The sequence below is a fragment of the Bacillus sp. SD075 genome, assembly GCF_017355165.1.
GTDB lineage: Bacteria > Bacillota > Bacilli > Bacillales > DSM-1321 > Peribacillus.
In genome coordinates this window covers 229,945-246,150 of sequence record NZ_JADILK010000001.1, presented here as the reverse complement: position 1 = coordinate 246,150, position 16,206 = coordinate 229,945, and the positions used below count along the sequence as shown (strand labels likewise).

The following is a 16,206-nucleotide window of genomic DNA, read 5'->3' as shown; positions in this document are numbered from 1 at the left end:
TGGGTGAATTGCTATTATTTTTATCATGAAAACTTATGCGTGAAAAATGACTTTTATGATTGGATCAATGATTTAGGGAAATGGGACGTACTTTTTTAGAGAGGAAATAAATGATTTGACATCTTTCTAAGGAAATCCACCACTTTGGATTTCATCCATATAACTAAAAAAACCATTGCATTCATCTAAAAAAAGAAGCAATGGTTTTTAGGTTAGGAAGCCATCATGTATGGCGCTTCTTTCATGCCCTTGTCTAAATCAAGGGAAATCCGGGTATAAGAAAGTAAATGACCTAAGGCTTTGTCTTCAGGTACTTACCTTATATCCTGGGAGGAATAATAATGAAATGGAAAGGTAGACAGGGCAGCTCGAACGTCGAGGACAAAAGAGGCATGAGCGGAAAAGGCATGGCCGGAATCGGCGGAGGAGTCGGATTGATAATCGTATTGATCGTGACGCTCCTTGGCGGTAATCCAAGCGAATGGCTAGGTAGCTTGAATTCAACAGAATCTAACAATGGCAACACTTATGTCGAAACTGATGAAGAGAAGGAACTTGCGCAGTTCGTATCTGTCGTCCTTGCAGAAACGGAGCAGGTCTGGACAGAGGAATTCCGTAAAAATGGCCTGGAATATAAGGAACCTACCCTTGTCCTGTACTCAGGCAGTGTCGAATCGGCTTGCGGGATGGCAGCTTCTTCAGTAGGGCCATTTTATTGTCCGGGTGACATGAAACTATATATTGATCTCAGCTTTTATCAAGAGTTGAAGCAAGAATTCCAGGCACCCGGGGATTTCGCCATGGCTTATGTCATTGCCCACGAAGTCGGACATCACGTTCAGACACTTTTAGGGACAACGGAAAAGGAAATGCCCGATCGTTCAAAGGTCAGCGAGACCGAATATAATAGGTACTCTGTCCGTCTTGAATTACAAGCCGATTATTTGGCAGGAGTTTGGGCCCATCATGCCCAAGGAGAGAATTTGCTTGAAGAAGGCGATCTTGAGGAGGCCATGAATGCAGCAAGCGCTGTGGGGGATGACCGTATCCAAGAAAAGGCACAGGGATACGTGGTGCCAGACAGCTTCACGCACGGTACATCCGAACAGAGGAAAAGGTGGTTCAATAAAGGGTTTAAATCCGGTGATATGAATGAAGGCAATACTTTTGAAGCGAAAGACCTTTAGAAGTGCTTACTTGTTTCGATTACATAGAAAAAGGGGGTTTTATCCCCCCTTTCAGATTGTAGATAAGTTCGAAGAAAAGCAAGTTTGGATGCAGTTTTTCATTTTAAAAATTGCCGTTAATTTCAGCTATATAAAACAGTGAAAATACATGATGATAACCAGTACTTTTGAAATAATGGAGATGCTTCCCTTAATGAAATCATGAAAGGGATTCAGGATGAGACCTTCCATACCCATTAGGTCGACAACTCAAAGGACATCTTGCCCCCTTATTCTTATGATACCCAAGTCTTTAAGGTGGAGGGCACTAACTCAAACGCGTTCCAGCATTCTGTTTAAAGCTAGGATGGCATTATCCGCAATGCTCTTTTCCACTTTTATCGGATTGATGGTTATACCTTCTTCAATGGAATCAAGCGCCCACAGCAGGTGAGGCAGATCAATCCGGTTCATTGTAAGACATGGACACATATTCGGATTTAACGAGATGATGTTCTTGTCAGGATTATTGGCGATAAGTCGCTTGACAAGGTTCATTTCCGTACCGATTGCCCAAGAACTACCCGGTTCGGCTCTTTCGATCATATTTATGATGTACGATGTCGAACCCGCATAATCTGACAGGGCGACTACCTCACGGCGACATTCGGGATGAACGATGATATTCATTTCAGGCTGCTCCGCTCTAAGCGTTTCAATATTCGCCGTAGTGAAATTTTCATGGACTGAACAATGTCCTTTCCAAAGTAGTACCTTCACATTTTCGAGTTCCCCTTCATAGATCAATTCATCCTCGTGCGGATCCCAGACAGCCATTTCATTCAATGGGATCCCAAGGTCAAAGGCTGTATTCCTCCCAAGATGCTGATCGGGAAGAAAAAGGATCCTTTCTTTTTGCGAGAGTGCCCACGAGACCATCCCTTGTGCATTGGAAGACGTCACCGTGGCCCCGCCATTTTTCCCTACAAAAGCTTTGATGGCCGCGGTCGAATTTACATAAGTAAGCGGAAGGATCGTATCGCCAAATAAATCCTGAAGCTTTGTCCACGCCCGTTCCGTTTGTTCAATATCCGCCATATCTGCCATCGAACAGCCAGCACGCATGTCAGGAAGGATAACCGTCTGCCCTTCTTCCGTCAGAATATCGGCTGTTTCAGCCATGAAATGCACCCCACAAAACACGATATAATCCGCTTCGCGATTTTGCGCGGAAAGCTGAGCCAATTGAAGTGAATCTCCCGTTGAATCCGAAAATTGAATGACTTCCTCCCGTTGATAATGATGACCTGGGATATAAAGCCGGTTCCCCAGTCGTTCCTTAATGTAATGGACCCGATTCTCCATATCTTCCTTTGTCATCGTTTTATACTTTTCAGGCAAGGCATTCCCTGCTGTACTAGCCATCTCCAATATATTCATTTCATTATCTCCTCACGTTCTTTGACCTTTGCGCTAATATCAAGTGCCCTGACACTGTGCGTCAAGCTGCCCAACGAAATGTAATCTACCCCTGTTTCCCGGTATGAGGCTAGATTTCCTAAATGGATCCCTCCAGAAGCTTCAGTTATGATGTGGGCGGGAACCAGTTTAATCAGTTGCTTGATTTCTTCGGGGCTCCGGTTATCGAACATGATGATATCTGCACCGGCTTCCACTGCTTCAAGCACCTGTTGCATTGATTCCGTTTCCACTTCCACTTTAGTTGTATGTCCCAGTTTGGATTTTACCGTTTGAACCGCTTTCGTTATGGATCCGGCGAAAGAAATATGGTTGTCCTTTATCATGACTGCATCATACAGACCATATCGGTGATTGAATGCCCCGCCGGAACGGACCGCATATTTTTCAAGCATCCGCAGGCCTGGCGTAGTTTTCCTCGTATCACAAGCTCTCGTCTTCGTCCCTGCTAAAATCATGGCAGCTTTATGAGCCTGTGTCGCAATGCCGGACATACGCTGCACTAAATTCAAAACGACCCGCTCCCCTTTTAAAAGGGAGGCCATATCGCCGGACATTTTTGCAAGCTTCTGTCCTTCTGCAAAAACTTCGCCGTCTTGAACAAAAAGGGATACCTCGATTTGCTCATCCAACAATGCAAAACCCGTCTTGATGATGTCCCCTCCACTAAAGACCCCGCCTTCTTTTGCAATGAATATCAAAGTTCCTTGTTCCCCTTTTTCAAAAATCGTATCGCTCGTTACATCGCATTCCCCTATATCTTCCATTAAAAATTGTTGCAGCATCTGCTTAAGCTTCAATATATTCATATAGTCGTCTCCCTTTCACTCGGTTTTTCACATCCGTGCAAGCAAGGATAACCGAATTTCCAAGCCATTGTGCGTCATCTTCGCTTGGGTGGTCACTGCGGAAATGACCGCCCCTGCTTTCCGTTCTGGTCAATGCGGATTCGGCAATCAGCCACGCCACGATTATCGCATTGATTTTCGTTATTTCTTGTATCGGTAATGCCGTGACTTCCAAATGCAGCAATTTTTCGATATTAAAGGTCTCAAGATAATTCTTCAGTCGAGTTAAACCTGCTTCATTTCGAACGATTCCCGCTTCATTCATTAATTTTTCCTGTATTGCCGTGAGATCCGGTAAAAAGGGAAATGGACTGGAACTCTTGGACTGCTCTTTTTCTTCCGGTATCGACCTTGCCGGCACTTTAGCAAGGGCACGGCCAAGCGTATTTCCAAAAACCAGACCTTCGAGAAGGGAGTTGCTTGCCAATCTGTTCGCACCATGTACTCCCGTGCATGCCACTTCACCAACTGCATACAAAGAAGGGACCGAGGTTTGCCCCAATTCATCCACTTCAATCCCTCCCATTAGAAAATGGTTTCCAGGTGCAACGGGAATTTTCCCCAATTGAAGATCCAGCCCGTTTTTTTCACATAATGAACTCACTGTCGGAAAACGATTTTTAAAATCCTTAATCATCGAAATATCCAAAAATACCTTTTCACCGCGCTGCAAATAAGAAAAAATCGTCTGTGCAACAATATGCCTTGGTGCTAGATCTTTCAGGCTATGAACGCCCTCCATGATCGGCCTTCCCATTTCCGTCACTAATCTCGCACCATCCCCGCGAACCGCTTCTGAGACCAGCCCTTTCGCTTGGCCATTTACAAAAAGCAGGGTCGGATGGAACTGTATGAATTCCATGTCACGGACTTTTGCACCGGCCTTGAATGCAAGTGCGATTCCATCACCCGAAACCGTTTGTGAATTTGAAGTGAAATGGTATAGGGAGCCACAGCCACCTGTTGCCAGGACCGTCTGTTCAGCATGATAGGTAATAAGTTCCCCTTCCTTACCTAGTGTGTGGACGCCTATGCAGGAATCATCTTTCCCGATGATCAACTCCACTGCAGCAACATTCTCCATCACAGTGATCGATGATTTTTTCAAACGCTCTATAAGATGTTCCATGATGTACTTTCCTGTAGCATCCCCGTGACTATGGAGAATTCTTCGTTCACTGTGGGCACCTTCCATGCCAAGCATGAGAGTACCGTCAAGATCATGGTCAAATTGCATGCCCGATTCAATAAGTTCAGCTATAGCCAAAGGTCCCCCTTCGACGAGTTTTTCAACAGCCTTCACCTTGTTATATCGCTGACCAGCCGCCAGCGTATCTTTTTTATGTAAAGATACTCTGTCACGATCAGATATTGCAGCAGCAATCCCGCCCTGGGCTAAATAAGAATTACTATGACGGATATTTGATTTTGTGATGAGTATCACATGCTTATGTTCACTTGCTTCCAATGCCGTTTTCAAGGCAGCGATCCCGCTGCCTATCACGATGATTTCCGCTTTTACCATTATTTCATTCCTCCTGTTTATGACAGGTGTCTTGACAACTATATTTACATATTATTAAACTATTATCAAGAGTTTTTTAAGTTTAAAGGATGGAAGTGATTTCTTGATTTATTTGGATTACGCCGCTACAACTCCGATTGATGAGGAGGCTCTCGATGTATTCAGCCAAGCATCCCGGAAGTTTTTCGGGAATGCGAGCAGTTTACACGATATTGGCTCTGAAGCGGCACGTTTATTGGATATGTCACGCCAGCAACTAGCAGAAATGCTGAACATAAAAAAAGAAGGCATCATCTTTACGGGCGGCGGATCAGAAAGCAACATGCTTGCCATAGATACATTCATCGCTTCGAAACCATCCTGGCAGAACCACTTGATTGTAAGCCGGACTGAACATGCATCTCTTGGCAATTTCGTCGCAAAGCTTGAACAGCAAGGCTTTGAGGTTACTTATTTACGGCATTTGAAAGATGGCCGTGTTGATCTTGAACATCTGCAGGAATGTATGTCGGAGAAAACATGCTTGGTCATTGTCCAGCATGTGAATTCGGAAATCGGGGTCATTCAACCCATCGAGCGAATAAGTGAAATCGTTCGTAAACACCAGGCTTTTTTTCATGTCGATTGTGTCCAATCCTTTGCTAAATTACCGCTTGGGAAGATAGCTGCATCATGTGATGGACTATCCATTTCCAGTCATAAAGTTTATGGTCCAAAAGGGACTGGGGCCGTCATTTTCCCGGCCATCCATCAGTTGAAGCCTTCGGTACCGAATATCACTCATGAATATGGTTTTCGCCCAGGAACGGTGGATGTCCCCGGAATAGCTTCCTTCATAACCGCTGCTAAGAAGTTGGGGGATATCATGGAAGATGAACGAAAACGGATTTCCACACTTAGGCTGCAATTGATTCAATTGTTAACGGAAAGGAAAATCGATTTTCAAATCATCGAAGCGAAAAAAGAGCAATTGCCTCACATTCTGGCGCTGACCTTCGCTGGATTGCAAGGACAGTACATCATGCTGGAATTAAACCAGAAAGGATTCGCCGTTTCGACGGGAAGCGCCTGTCAGATCGGCAAACAGGATCCTTCAAAAACGATGATGGCCATTGGGAAAAGCGAAGAGGAAGCCCATCAATTCGTCCGTTTTTCCTTTGGCAAAAACACGACGGCCAACGACATTCACAAGTTGGCCGACTGCATCGAAGAAATAGCTGCCATTCGATAAAACCCTTCATTCTGTGTTAGAATGATTGTAATTAAAGAGGTGAATGTTTATGGAAAGAAAGAAATTACTCGGGGAAGAAAGACGGACGAAACTCTTACATTTATTGCAGACAAGCGCGGAGCCAGTAACAGGCAGCGAGCTTTCGCAGATAACGAATGTAAGCCGGCAGGTTATCGTTGGTGACATAACGCTCCTGAAAGCGCGGAATGAACCTATCATTGCCACGAGCCAAGGCTATCTGTACTTACAAACGGGGAGCACTCAAAAGCCGGAAAGGGTCATTGCTTGCCAACACGATCCTTCCCGGACCCAAGAGGAACTATATTTACTCGTGGATATCGGCATCACGGTGAAGGATGTCAAAATCGAACACCCCGTATACGGCGACCTAACCGCTTCCATCATGGTCAGCAGCCGTAAAGAAGTCCAGCAATTCCTTTCGAGGGTGACGGCAACGAACGCATCTTTTTTATCGGAGCTAACGAGCGGCATCCATCTCCATACACTGAGCGCATCATCTGAAGAACTGCTCGACGAAGCGGAGTGTGCTTTGAGGGATGCCGGCATTTTAGTCGATTGAATGAACGAAAAATCCTCAAAAGCCTAAATTTTGAGGATTTTTTTATTGCTCACTCCTCGTTGGCATTGCTTTCATTTGAGCTGTCATCCCCGGAGTTTTCTTCGTTACTTCTCAACTGCCCTATAAGGCTGATGACGGAGCCGACCGCCTGAATCCAGCCTCCCATCACTTGAATCAATTCAGCATCAGATGGCTTCTCTTCCAAATAAGGATATTGATATGTTTGTAGTCCCTGCTCCTCCTTAACTTGTTCTTCTTGCTCTTGATCCTTTTCTTGGTCTTTATCTTGAACACTATTTTTAAGTTCGGCAATTCCACCTATCGCTTGCATCGAATTCCCAATCGCCTGCAACAGATTTCCCGTAGCATTGAAGGCCTGCTCCGGTTCATCCGGATTTTCGTACGCCCCCGCTAAAGCGGTACCTCCGCCCAGCGCCTGAATCAGATTGCCTTTGATGATCAATTCCTGTTTCGTTACTTCATCGAAATCAATGACTAATCCTAAGATAACCGTCGAATTCCCGATCGCCTGTATCTGATTGCCGAATTTGTCCAGAGACCATGTTTCTTCTGCGTCCGCCAATATGGCATTCCCAGTTCCTTGAAGTACATTTCCAATCAAATCCAAGTTTTCACGAAATTCTTCGTCCAAGACATTGGATGGTGTACCCCCAACAGCAGACATGACGGTTCCTATCGCTTGAGTCCAGGAACCGAAAGTTTCTTTGAATTGACTATCCATCTCTGCTGATCACCACCTCTCTCTGCATTTTTTGATAAAAAAGGTGCATCCACTGAATCAGTCATCAACGTATGTATTCCTGTTCCTTTATCTACAAGTGGCCTACAGGGATTTACTTATTGTATACGCGTTCATCACAAACGGTGTTTATTTTTTTCATCCATGATCATATGCCCCTTATCATGAAAAACGTTCGCCTTTCATCCTCAAAGTCAAAAAATGAATGCATTCCTCCTTGCTATATATATATTTCATAAAATGTCAGCCAACCATTTTAGGAACCTGTACACAAGTGAAATAATATACAGACCGTAACCAAAACTTTCACAAAAAAATGCCCCGGAAAACTCCCGGGGCACCCTTCTTATTCATTTATAATACTCATGTGAAGTTGTACCATTCATTTTCGAAAAAGTTCCCAAAAGGGGAATCATCGTTGCGGCACTCCAGTTTGGACTTTAAAGCATGAATAACTTCCCATGATCGAAACCGTACAGCCTAAGGCCTCAAGCTCAGAGATCGCTCCTGGGATGAGAACATCGTCAAGGGACATTTCAATGTCGATGATGAAAAAGTAATTGCCTAATCCTGTTTTCATGGGTCTTGATTCAATCTTGGAAAGATTAAGTTTCCTCCAGGAAAACGCGGAAAGGACTTGGTGCAGCTGCCCTGAGTGGTCGGCAGGCAGCTGAATCATCAAGGTCGTTTTCTTGTCCCCTTCAACGGTCAAATGCCCTTCATAGTCGACTTCACTGTTGGATACGACGATAAACTTGGTGTGATTATGTTCGTAATCGTGAATATTTTGTTTTGCAATCGTCAACCCGTACTCCTCCGCAGCCATATCATTTGCAATCGCCGCAATATTGATATCGGGATTCTCCATCACCATCTTCGCAGCGGCTGCAGTGGATGTGACATACTCATATGGAATGCCCCTTAGCTCATTATGTAGAAATTTGCGGCATTGAGCGATGGCATGGGAATGTGAATAAACCATGTCAGGTTTGAAACCAGGATATGCATGATCCGGATGCACCATATAATGTTGTTGGATTGGAATCGTCACTTCGCCTTTCATCGGTAATGTGACTTCATGAACTAAGTAATCCATCGTTATATTTACCGAACCCTCCAAGGCATTCTCGATCGGCACGAGCGCGTGGTTCACTTCCCCGTCCCGAACAGCATCAAGGCAGTCCGGAATCGTGTTCATCGGTATTTTTATATCATTAGGAAATAGTCGCGATACAGCTAAATCCGTGAACGTTGCTTTTGGTCCAAGAAATGCAATTTTTGATGTCATATTATAAACTCCTTTTCACGGAAAATCTATTGTTTATGTTATGCCATTTTCTGATTTTTTACAATAGTTAATCGTTAATTTCCTCTCTTACAAATGAAAACAGCCTGTACATGTGAAATGTACAGGCTGTTTTCATGCGCCATTACCAATGATTTCGACCTTTTCGACGAACTCCATTTTACGCAGTTTAGTAAGCAGATCATCAATATCCATCGTCATCCCACCCGTATTCAGTGATAGGGTGACATTTGCACGTCCCTGCAAAGGAATCGTTTGGTGGATGGTCATGATGTTGCATCCGGATGAGGCGACGAGCCGTAAAAGCTCCGATAGAGTACCAGAACGATCTTCGAGATAGAAGAACAGTGTAATCAGCTTTTCCTTAACAACTGTATGAAACGGAAAAACCGTGTCACGGTATTTGTAAAAAGCACTCCTGCTTAGGTCCACTCGCTGTACCGCTTCCCAAACTGATTCTGCTTTTTTCCGTTCAATCATTTCTTTTGCATCCAGCGTTTTTTTCATCGCTTCGGGAAGGACATCCTCACGAACGAGGAAAAACTTCTGATCGGCCTTATTCAAACTCCGCACGCCTCCTTTTGCCTGCCATCATGGTTTACAATCAATCAACAAATTCAAATTCATATTCAAGGATACGGACGATATCGCCATTTGTCGCACCTTTTTGGCGAAGGCCTTCGTCGACTCCGAATGAACGAAGCTGTCTGGCGAAACGACGTATCGACTCTTCACGGGTGAAGTCAGTCATTTTGAATAGACGCTCGATCTTGAATCCTGATACGGCAAAGCTGCCATCAGACTCGCGTTCAATGTTAAATTCATCAGACTGTGATGTATGTTTATATAGAACCCGGTGGATTCCAGTATTCTCTTCTTCATGTTCAAGTGGGAACTCAGGCGTCTCTTCGATTTTATCGGCAATTGCATAAAGAAGCTCACGGATCCCTTCACGCGTCACGGCAGAAATAGGGAAGACAGGATAGTCTTCTTCCAGCTTTTCTTTAAATGCCGCTAAGTTATCTTCTGAGTCCGGCATATCCATTTTACTTGCTACAATGATTTGCGGACGTTCAGTCAAGCGCAGGTTATACTCTTCCAGCTCTTTATTGATTGTTTGATAGTCTTCATATGGATCCCGGCCTTCAAGACCCGACATATCGATTACATGAACGATTACCCTCGTTCTTTCAATATGGCGCAGGAATTGATGTCCAAGGCCCACACCTTCTGAAGCACCTTCGATCAGACCAGGTAAATCGGCCATGACGAAGCTGCGGTGATCTTCCGTTTCCACCATTCCCAGGTTCGGTACGATCGTCGTAAAATGGTATTCGGCAATTTTTGGCCTTGCTGCGGATACGACAGAAAGCAACGTGGATTTCCCTACGCTTGGGAAACCAACCAAACCGACATCAGCCAATAGTTTCAATTCCATGACTATATCGCGTTCCTGGCCCGGTTCGCCGTTCTCCGCAATTTCAGGTGCAGGATTGGCAGGTGTTGCAAAACGGGAATTCCCCCGGCCTCCGCGGCCACCTTTGGCGATAACGGCGCGTTGCCCGTGCTCAACTAGATCAGCAATGACTTCTTTCGTTTTATCATCAATGACAACCGTGCCCGGCGGAACCTTGATGACCATATCCTTTGCGGCCGCACCATGCATGTTTTTGGACATGCCATGTTCTCCGCGAGGTGCTTTAAAGTGACGTTGATAACGGAAATCCATTAATGTACGCAAGCCCTCTTCCACTTCAAAAACGACATTGGCCCCATTACCGCCATCTCCGCCGGCAGGTCCGCCTTTAGGTATGAATTTCTCACGACGATAAGCAACTATCCCGTTACCACCGTCTCCGCCTTTTACATAGACTTTCGTTTGATCGACAAACATGCTATCACTTCCTTGTTTTCTGCAAGTCATTTCTTGCTGTATACTTCTCTAAAAGTTAATATCCATCTTAAAAAATATTTCATCCTCATTACATTCAAGAATTTCAATGGATTGCTCGGCCGTTAATGAACTTTCCAAAAACTCCATCACTGAGGATTGATCAATGAACCTGCCTTGCATATGAAATGAACAGCGCATATCGCTCACTTCTTTTTTACACATGGAAACTGCCAGTATATTTTCAAAAAAGGGGTCCAGATTCTTATCCAGAATTTCAAATAAATCATTTGTCCAGCGATACATCAGCCCGTCCATCTCAGTTGAGCCTTCAAAAACATCAATGATTTCATATTCGCAATAAAATGATCCATTAGTCCAATTCGACGTCAACAACATCTCGGTGAACTTAGGTAAATTCAAACTGGAGAGGCGTGCTTCGTTCTGGGTTTCAACAATGATTTCATCAATGATGCCCTTGACACGATCGATCCTGTTCAATTCCAGATTCCCTTTGATGATTTGAATTTTATTCAGCCAGTCATGCCTGGTTTGACGCAGAGTTTCAATAGTCGTCCAATTTTTATCCATTATTAACACCTTCAATTATGATAAAGAAACTTTTTTTCAGCTCTATCATGTTGAATACTTCCATTTGTACAGTATATCAAAAAAACAACAAACAGGAAATGAAGCTCGATTCACATGCCTTCACATGAAAGCCCCCGTCCAAAAAATACAGCCGCACACCCTGAGTTCTTTGGACGATGGTAGAGCCATTTGACATTTGAACTAAAAAAGAGAATGGGCCTTATTTATGCACCAATTGGAGATATTATAGTTGAATTGGAGTGTCTATTTGGTTTAACCAAATCGGATGAGTAATCTTGGATTTCCCCCTGAAAGTTTAAGAAAGCCCGCCGATTGGCGAGCCTTTTGTAAGTCAGAGGTTGTTTTCCTTATACTAATGACTAAAGTCTCCTGCAAACTGCTGGTTCGTTCCTATAGTATAAATAAAGGGCCGGACCCCTTCATCACTATATAGCATACCATTATTAAAAATGACGCGGTATATAGTGTCTTGTAGAAGGAATCAGACCCTTTTGAGTCAGCCTCTGTTCAAAGATGCCAATTATGCTTCTTGTGCAACTGGATATACGCTTACTTTTTTACGGTCACGTCCGAAACGTTCGAATTTAACAACACCGTCTACTTTAGCGTATAGAGTATCGTCTCCACCACGGCCTACGTTCTCACCAGGATAGATTTTTGTTCCGCGTTGACGGTAAAGGATAGAACCACCAGATACGAATTGACCATCTGCACGTTTAGCGCCAAGACGCTTGGAGATTGAGTCACGTCCGTTCTTTGTAGAACCTACTCCTTTTTTCGAAGCGAAGAACTGAAGATTTAATCTTAACATTTGTTCCACCTCCTATTGGTTGAGGATAATTTTCATGTATTTACCATAATCACGTTCGATGGTTTGCAGCGATATGAGCATGCCGTTCAAAAGCAGCTGGACCTTTTCTTCCGATTCCGGCGAAAGATTCCCTGGAATGACGCAGCGAAGGTAGCCGCCTTCTCTCCCTTGCTCAATCTCAGGCTCTACATCCGTTAAGGACATAATCGCATTGACTGCCCCGAAGGAAACAGCCGATACACCTGCACAAACGATATCAGAACCTTTTTTAGCAAAATTAGCATGTCCGCTTAAGGTGAACGAAGCAATCCGTTCCTGCGGAACATCAAATACAACTTTAATCATCTAGAATCAGCCCTTACGCGTTGATTGCTTCGATAACAACTTTTGTGTATGGTTGACGATGACCTTGTTTTTTACGATTGTTCTTTTTCGCTTTGTATTTGAAAACAGTGATTTTCTTTTGCTTCCCTTGTTTTTCGACAGTACCTGTTACAGTAGCGCCTTCAACTAGTGGAGCACCGACTTTCACGTCTTCGCCACCTACGAATAAAACTTTGTCAAATGTAACAGTTTCGCCTGCTTCTGCGTTTAATTTTTCAATGTAAACCGCTTCGCCAGCTGCTACTTTAATTTGTTTACCGCCAGTTTCGATAATTGCGTACATACTTGCACCTCCTTAAATGTCTCAGACTCGCCAATCACAGGCGTTTTACCAGAAAGGCAAAAGCTTAATAACCTGTTGTTGAGCGGTTGTAGCACGGGTGCTACAAACATAACATTAAAATCCTAACATGAAACAGGAAAGGCTGTCAATATTTTTATAAGAATTCCCGCTCTTCACCCGAAAGCCCGCCCGATTTCCTGAATGCTCCCGAAGCGCTTGATGGAATAGGCATTCCTCGAACCTGGGATAAAAGATAAGAATATCTTTTTAGCGATCAATTCCTCCAGTGTCGGCCGGTAGGATTCCTTTTCACCCAGCAGCACATCCGCCACCGCTTTACTGGCCTCCACCCAGACCGCTTCTTCATCCGTCTTCCTGTGTTCCAGCAGTTCCCGTTCCAACTGGAAGGCCACCGTTTCCGGGCTCTCGATTTTACCGCTTCCACTGCACACGGGGCAAGGCACCGACATCATTTCACTTAAAGACGGGGAGGTTCGTTTTCTCGTCATTTGTAAAATGCCCAATTCCGTAAAGCCGATGACCTGGATACGCTTCTCATCCCTCACCGCTTCCTTTTTGACGATTTCGATGATTTCCTGCTCATGCCGTGAATTGGCCATATTGATGAAATCTATCAAGATGATTCCGCTGATATTCCTCAATCTCAGTTGACGGGCGACCTCTTTCGCCGCAGCCTGATTAACCGCAAACAATGTTGCTTCCTTCGCCACCTTGCCGGTGAACTTACCTGAATTGACATCGATTACGGTGAAAGCTTCCGTTTCTTCAAAAATTAAATATCCGCCATTCTCAAGCCAAACGATTTTCTTCGCCATTTTCTCAACTTGCGCTTCCACATTCCATTCGGAAAAAACATTCTTCGGACCAGTTACATGGGATATCACCCACTCCTTGCGGTTTTCCTGTATCCACTTCTTCAACTCCCGATAAGCCTCGAAATCATCGATGGCAAGTTCCCCGGTCGCTGTTCCCGACATTTCAGAAATGATCATGTCAAGGTATGTGTCCCTTTCATAGAGAAGGGACGGGGCCTTGAGGGAAGCAGCCTTGCCTTCAAACCCTTTATAGAGCTCCCGCAACCCCGTTAACCTGTCAAGGAAGACCGATTCACTTTCGTTCTCCATCGAGGTGCGGACAATCAATCCCTCATCAGGATTTTTATACTGCAAGGCCCTTTCCCGCCACTGTTTATGAAGATCATCGTTTTTGAATTTCTTTGAAACACCAACATAATCTATTCCATGTATGTATACGAGGGAATCTGTTGAAAACTCGATCAACCCAGTCAATTTAGCTCCTTTAGTGCCCGTTTCATCCCGAGTCACCTGAACTAGCAGCTTTTCCCCTTGACGGACAAATTGACCGATGGATGCCTTCCCGTCACTTTTTTTTGTCAGCTGGAAAGAGGGAATCTCGTCACGGTGTAAAAAACCATTCTTCTCTGCACCATAATCAATGAAGACGGCATCCATTCCTGGTAACACCTTCGTCACCTTCCCAAGATAAATATTACCGACCGCACTGCGCTTTTGAGGCGGCATGATTTCAAGTTTACGCAAAACACCATTCTCAAGTACGGCCACTCTTTTTTCGCGTGAAGCTAGGTTCGCGATCATTTTCTTCATCAAAAAAAATCCTCTCCTCAATTTGAAGAAAGGATAACATATTTAATAAGAATATAATAGGTCGCCGATTTTACCGTTTGTCATTTTCTCTGAAAAATAAGCATGAAGGATTTCCGTTTCATCCAACGAGCCGCTCTCTTTCCCGTTTTTCATGATGATGATGGGGTGTTTACAACCGCGTTGAAACAGTTCCAGCACTTTATAAATCGGTTCTTGTGAATCCACCGAAATCGGCTTCAGTTTCGCCAAATCGTTCGTATGCCCGTAATGGCGCTGCAAAAGAAAGCGGATGAACGCATAATACCTCTGCCGCCATTCCATGACGAGTGAGAGACTTATGAAAAAGATGATGATCCAGATGTTCAAATTGAGCGGATCCAGAATGATCCAGGTCAAAAAGGCCAGGACAGCGAATACTGCAGAAAAGTGCAGGGTATGTTTCTGCGCTTCCAGAAAGGTGCAGTAAAGGGATACACCGATGAATAGCAGCCGTCCCCCGTCCAAGGGCCAAATTGGCAGCAGGTTAAAAATCAGCAGCATAAGATTCATATACAAAAAGGGCTGATACAGCTCATATGGGATAATAGTAAAGAAATAGAGCAAAAAAGCTGTACCAATGAGCCAAACATGTTGAAGCGGACCGGCCAGCACCACCGCCAAATCCTCCTTCAAACTTTTATTTCCGTACTCCTCAGTCTCGACAGCCCCACCAAAAGGAAGCAGCTGGATTGACTTTATCCGCCATTTGAAGTGCTGGGCACAGACAGCATGCCCCATCTCATGAATGAAGACGATGAGCAACAGCATCATCACTTCAACGAAATGGGCAGTGAGGATGGCGATGCCAATTACAAACCACAATGTCGGGTGCACCCTGATCTTAAACAGTAATTTCACATATTCACTCAAAGGAAATCACCTTTTTAGGATCGACGAAAGCATCATTTTCTTTTATCGCTAAATAAAACCTGCCCTTGGATCCATCTTCACTTAGTGTAACCTGTCCGACTTCATTGCCCTTTTTAACGAACTCATACAACTTCACATCAATTCCTTCCAGCTGCCCATACCAAGATTCACTATTATTGGCATGCTGAATGACGACAGTCTTTCCAATCCCCTCCTTTTCACCGGCAAAAATGACGACCCCTTCATTGACGGCCTCGACCTTTGAGCCTTTGCTCGTTTCCAATATGATTCCCTCACCGTTCGTCTCGAAGGTTTGGGTAATCTTCGCAGAAGCAGGCATTGCATATTCTTCATTCGAATCAACCTTTTCCTTATCGGCTTCATTCGGTAAAAAAGCGATCGGTTTACCAAACGCACTTTCGTACCAATTGGAGATTGAAGCGAACTGAAATTCCTTGCTCATGTTCTCCGTGACAAAACTTCTGGCGGGGTCCAGCCGCACAGAAGGGTGCTTGAACATCACCGCGATAATCAGGAACAGGCATACACTGGCAAGGATTTTAAAGAAAAAATATTCTTTCTTGAAGAGCGGATGATCTTTCTCGGAGTACCCGTTATATGAATCAATCCCATATGGTTCCTCATTGTTGATCTCCGTCCAACTACTGCTTCCTGCCGGTTTATCATTAAACTTACGTCTCTTGGCGATACGATTGCGGATATCTTTCCTGCGATCATCCATTCCAGATTTCCCCCCTGCTCATGTCAAAGCGCT

17 protein-coding genes and 1 other annotated feature are annotated in these 16,206 nt (G+C 44.4%); of the genes, 3 read left to right on the top strand and 14 right to left on the bottom strand.

Features of this window, described 5'->3' with window-relative positions:
• Positions 1–341: 341 nt before the first annotated feature.
• A complete protein-coding gene (gene ypfJ / locus IOC57_RS01165) occupies positions 342–1,187 on the top strand; it encodes a KPN_02809 family neutral zinc metallopeptidase (protein ID WP_207436993.1) in 846 nt (281 codons plus the stop codon).
• 312 nt (positions 1,188–1,499) lie between these two features.
• Here ypfJ and nadA read toward each other — a convergent pair whose 3' ends face one another.
• From nadA to nadB, 3 genes are read right to left on the bottom strand one after another with little or no spacing between them, the layout of a single operon-like run.
• Entirely contained in the window at positions 1,500–2,606 is a 1,107-nt protein-coding gene (gene nadA, locus IOC57_RS01160; protein ID WP_207436992.1) for a quinolinate synthase NadA, read from the bottom strand.
• Positions 2,603–3,454: a carboxylating nicotinate-nucleotide diphosphorylase gene (gene nadC, locus IOC57_RS01155; protein WP_207436991.1), complete on the bottom strand. Its 852-nt coding sequence runs from the start codon at positions 3,452–3,454 to the stop codon at positions 2,603–2,605. Before nadC ends, nadA begins: the two co-directional genes overlap by 4 nt.
• Positions 3,435–5,018 (bottom strand): L-aspartate oxidase, encoded by a 1,584-nt coding sequence (gene nadB, locus IOC57_RS01150; RefSeq protein WP_207436990.1) that lies wholly within the window; start codon positions 5,016–5,018, stop codon positions 3,435–3,437. Before nadB ends, nadC begins: the two co-directional genes overlap by 20 nt.
• 103 nt (positions 5,019–5,121) lie before the next feature.
• Here nadB and IOC57_RS01145 point away from each other — a divergent pair, with 103 nt between their 5' ends.
• Together IOC57_RS01145 and IOC57_RS01140 are read left to right on the top strand one after the other, a co-directional pair.
• Positions 5,122–6,249: an IscS subfamily cysteine desulfurase gene (locus IOC57_RS01145; RefSeq protein ID WP_207436989.1), complete on the top strand. Its 1,128-nt coding sequence runs from the start codon at positions 5,122–5,124 to the stop codon at positions 6,247–6,249.
• Between the two features lie 49 nt (positions 6,250–6,298).
• Positions 6,299–6,829 (top strand): transcription repressor NadR, encoded by a 531-nt coding sequence (locus IOC57_RS01140; RefSeq protein ID WP_207436988.1) that lies wholly within the window; start codon positions 6,299–6,301, stop codon positions 6,827–6,829.
• 49 nt (positions 6,830–6,878) lie between these two features.
• Here IOC57_RS01140 and IOC57_RS01135 read toward each other — a convergent pair whose 3' ends face one another.
• From IOC57_RS01135 to IOC57_RS01085, 11 genes are all read right to left on the bottom strand, one after another.
• Positions 6,879–7,571, bottom strand: a complete 693-nt coding sequence (locus tag IOC57_RS01135; protein ID WP_207436987.1) for a DUF6944 family repetitive protein — start codon at positions 7,569–7,571, stop codon at positions 6,879–6,881.
• A 430-nt stretch (positions 7,572–8,001) separates the two neighbouring features.
• A complete protein-coding gene (gene pheA, locus IOC57_RS01130) occupies positions 8,002–8,877 on the bottom strand; it encodes a prephenate dehydratase (RefSeq protein WP_207436986.1) in 876 nt (291 codons plus the stop codon).
• A gap of 132 nt (positions 8,878–9,009) precedes the next feature.
• Complete coding sequence (locus tag IOC57_RS01125) at positions 9,010–9,459, bottom strand: ACT domain-containing protein (protein ID WP_207436985.1); 450 nt, start codon at positions 9,457–9,459, stop codon at positions 9,010–9,012.
• 40 nt (positions 9,460–9,499) lie between these two features.
• Positions 9,500–10,789, bottom strand: coding sequence for a GTPase ObgE (obgE, locus tag IOC57_RS01120; RefSeq protein ID WP_133349466.1), 1,290 nt, complete (start codon positions 10,787–10,789; stop codon positions 9,500–9,502).
• Positions 10,790–10,837: 48 nt separating this feature from the next.
• Entirely contained in the window at positions 10,838–11,377 is a 540-nt protein-coding gene (locus IOC57_RS01115; RefSeq protein ID WP_207436984.1) for a Spo0B domain-containing protein, read from the bottom strand.
• A 541-nt stretch (positions 11,378–11,918) separates the two neighbouring features.
• The gene (gene rpmA / locus IOC57_RS01110) at positions 11,919–12,209 is read right to left on the bottom strand and encodes a 50S ribosomal protein L27 (RefSeq protein WP_061143474.1); all 291 of its coding nucleotides are present in this window, start codon (positions 12,207–12,209) and stop codon (positions 11,919–11,921) included.
• Between the two features lie 12 nt (positions 12,210–12,221).
• On the bottom strand, positions 12,222–12,554 hold the full coding sequence (locus tag IOC57_RS01105) for a ribosomal-processing cysteine protease Prp (RefSeq protein ID WP_207436983.1): 333 nt from the start codon (positions 12,552–12,554) through the stop codon (positions 12,222–12,224).
• Between the two features lie 13 nt (positions 12,555–12,567).
• Positions 12,568–12,876 carry a 50S ribosomal protein L21 gene (gene rplU, locus IOC57_RS01100; protein ID WP_034308849.1) on the bottom strand — a complete coding sequence of 103 codons (309 nt, stop codon included), beginning with the start codon at positions 12,874–12,876 and terminating at the stop codon, positions 12,568–12,570.
• Positions 12,877–12,889: 13 nt separating this feature from the next.
• Positions 12,890–12,974 (bottom strand) — a sequence feature (ribosomal protein L21 leader region).
• A 75-nt stretch (positions 12,975–13,049) separates the two neighbouring features.
• A complete protein-coding gene (locus IOC57_RS01095) occupies positions 13,050–14,522 on the bottom strand; it encodes an Rne/Rng family ribonuclease (protein ID WP_286184445.1) in 1,473 nt (490 codons plus the stop codon).
• A 42-nt stretch (positions 14,523–14,564) separates the two neighbouring features.
• Positions 14,565–15,431, bottom strand: coding sequence for a M50 family metallopeptidase (locus tag IOC57_RS01090; protein WP_207436981.1), 867 nt, complete (start codon positions 15,429–15,431; stop codon positions 14,565–14,567).
• Positions 15,424–16,173, bottom strand: coding sequence for a M23 family metallopeptidase (locus IOC57_RS01085; protein WP_207436980.1), 750 nt, complete (start codon positions 16,171–16,173; stop codon positions 15,424–15,426). Before IOC57_RS01085 ends, IOC57_RS01090 begins: the two co-directional genes overlap by 8 nt.
• Positions 16,174–16,206 lie beyond the last annotated feature (33 nt).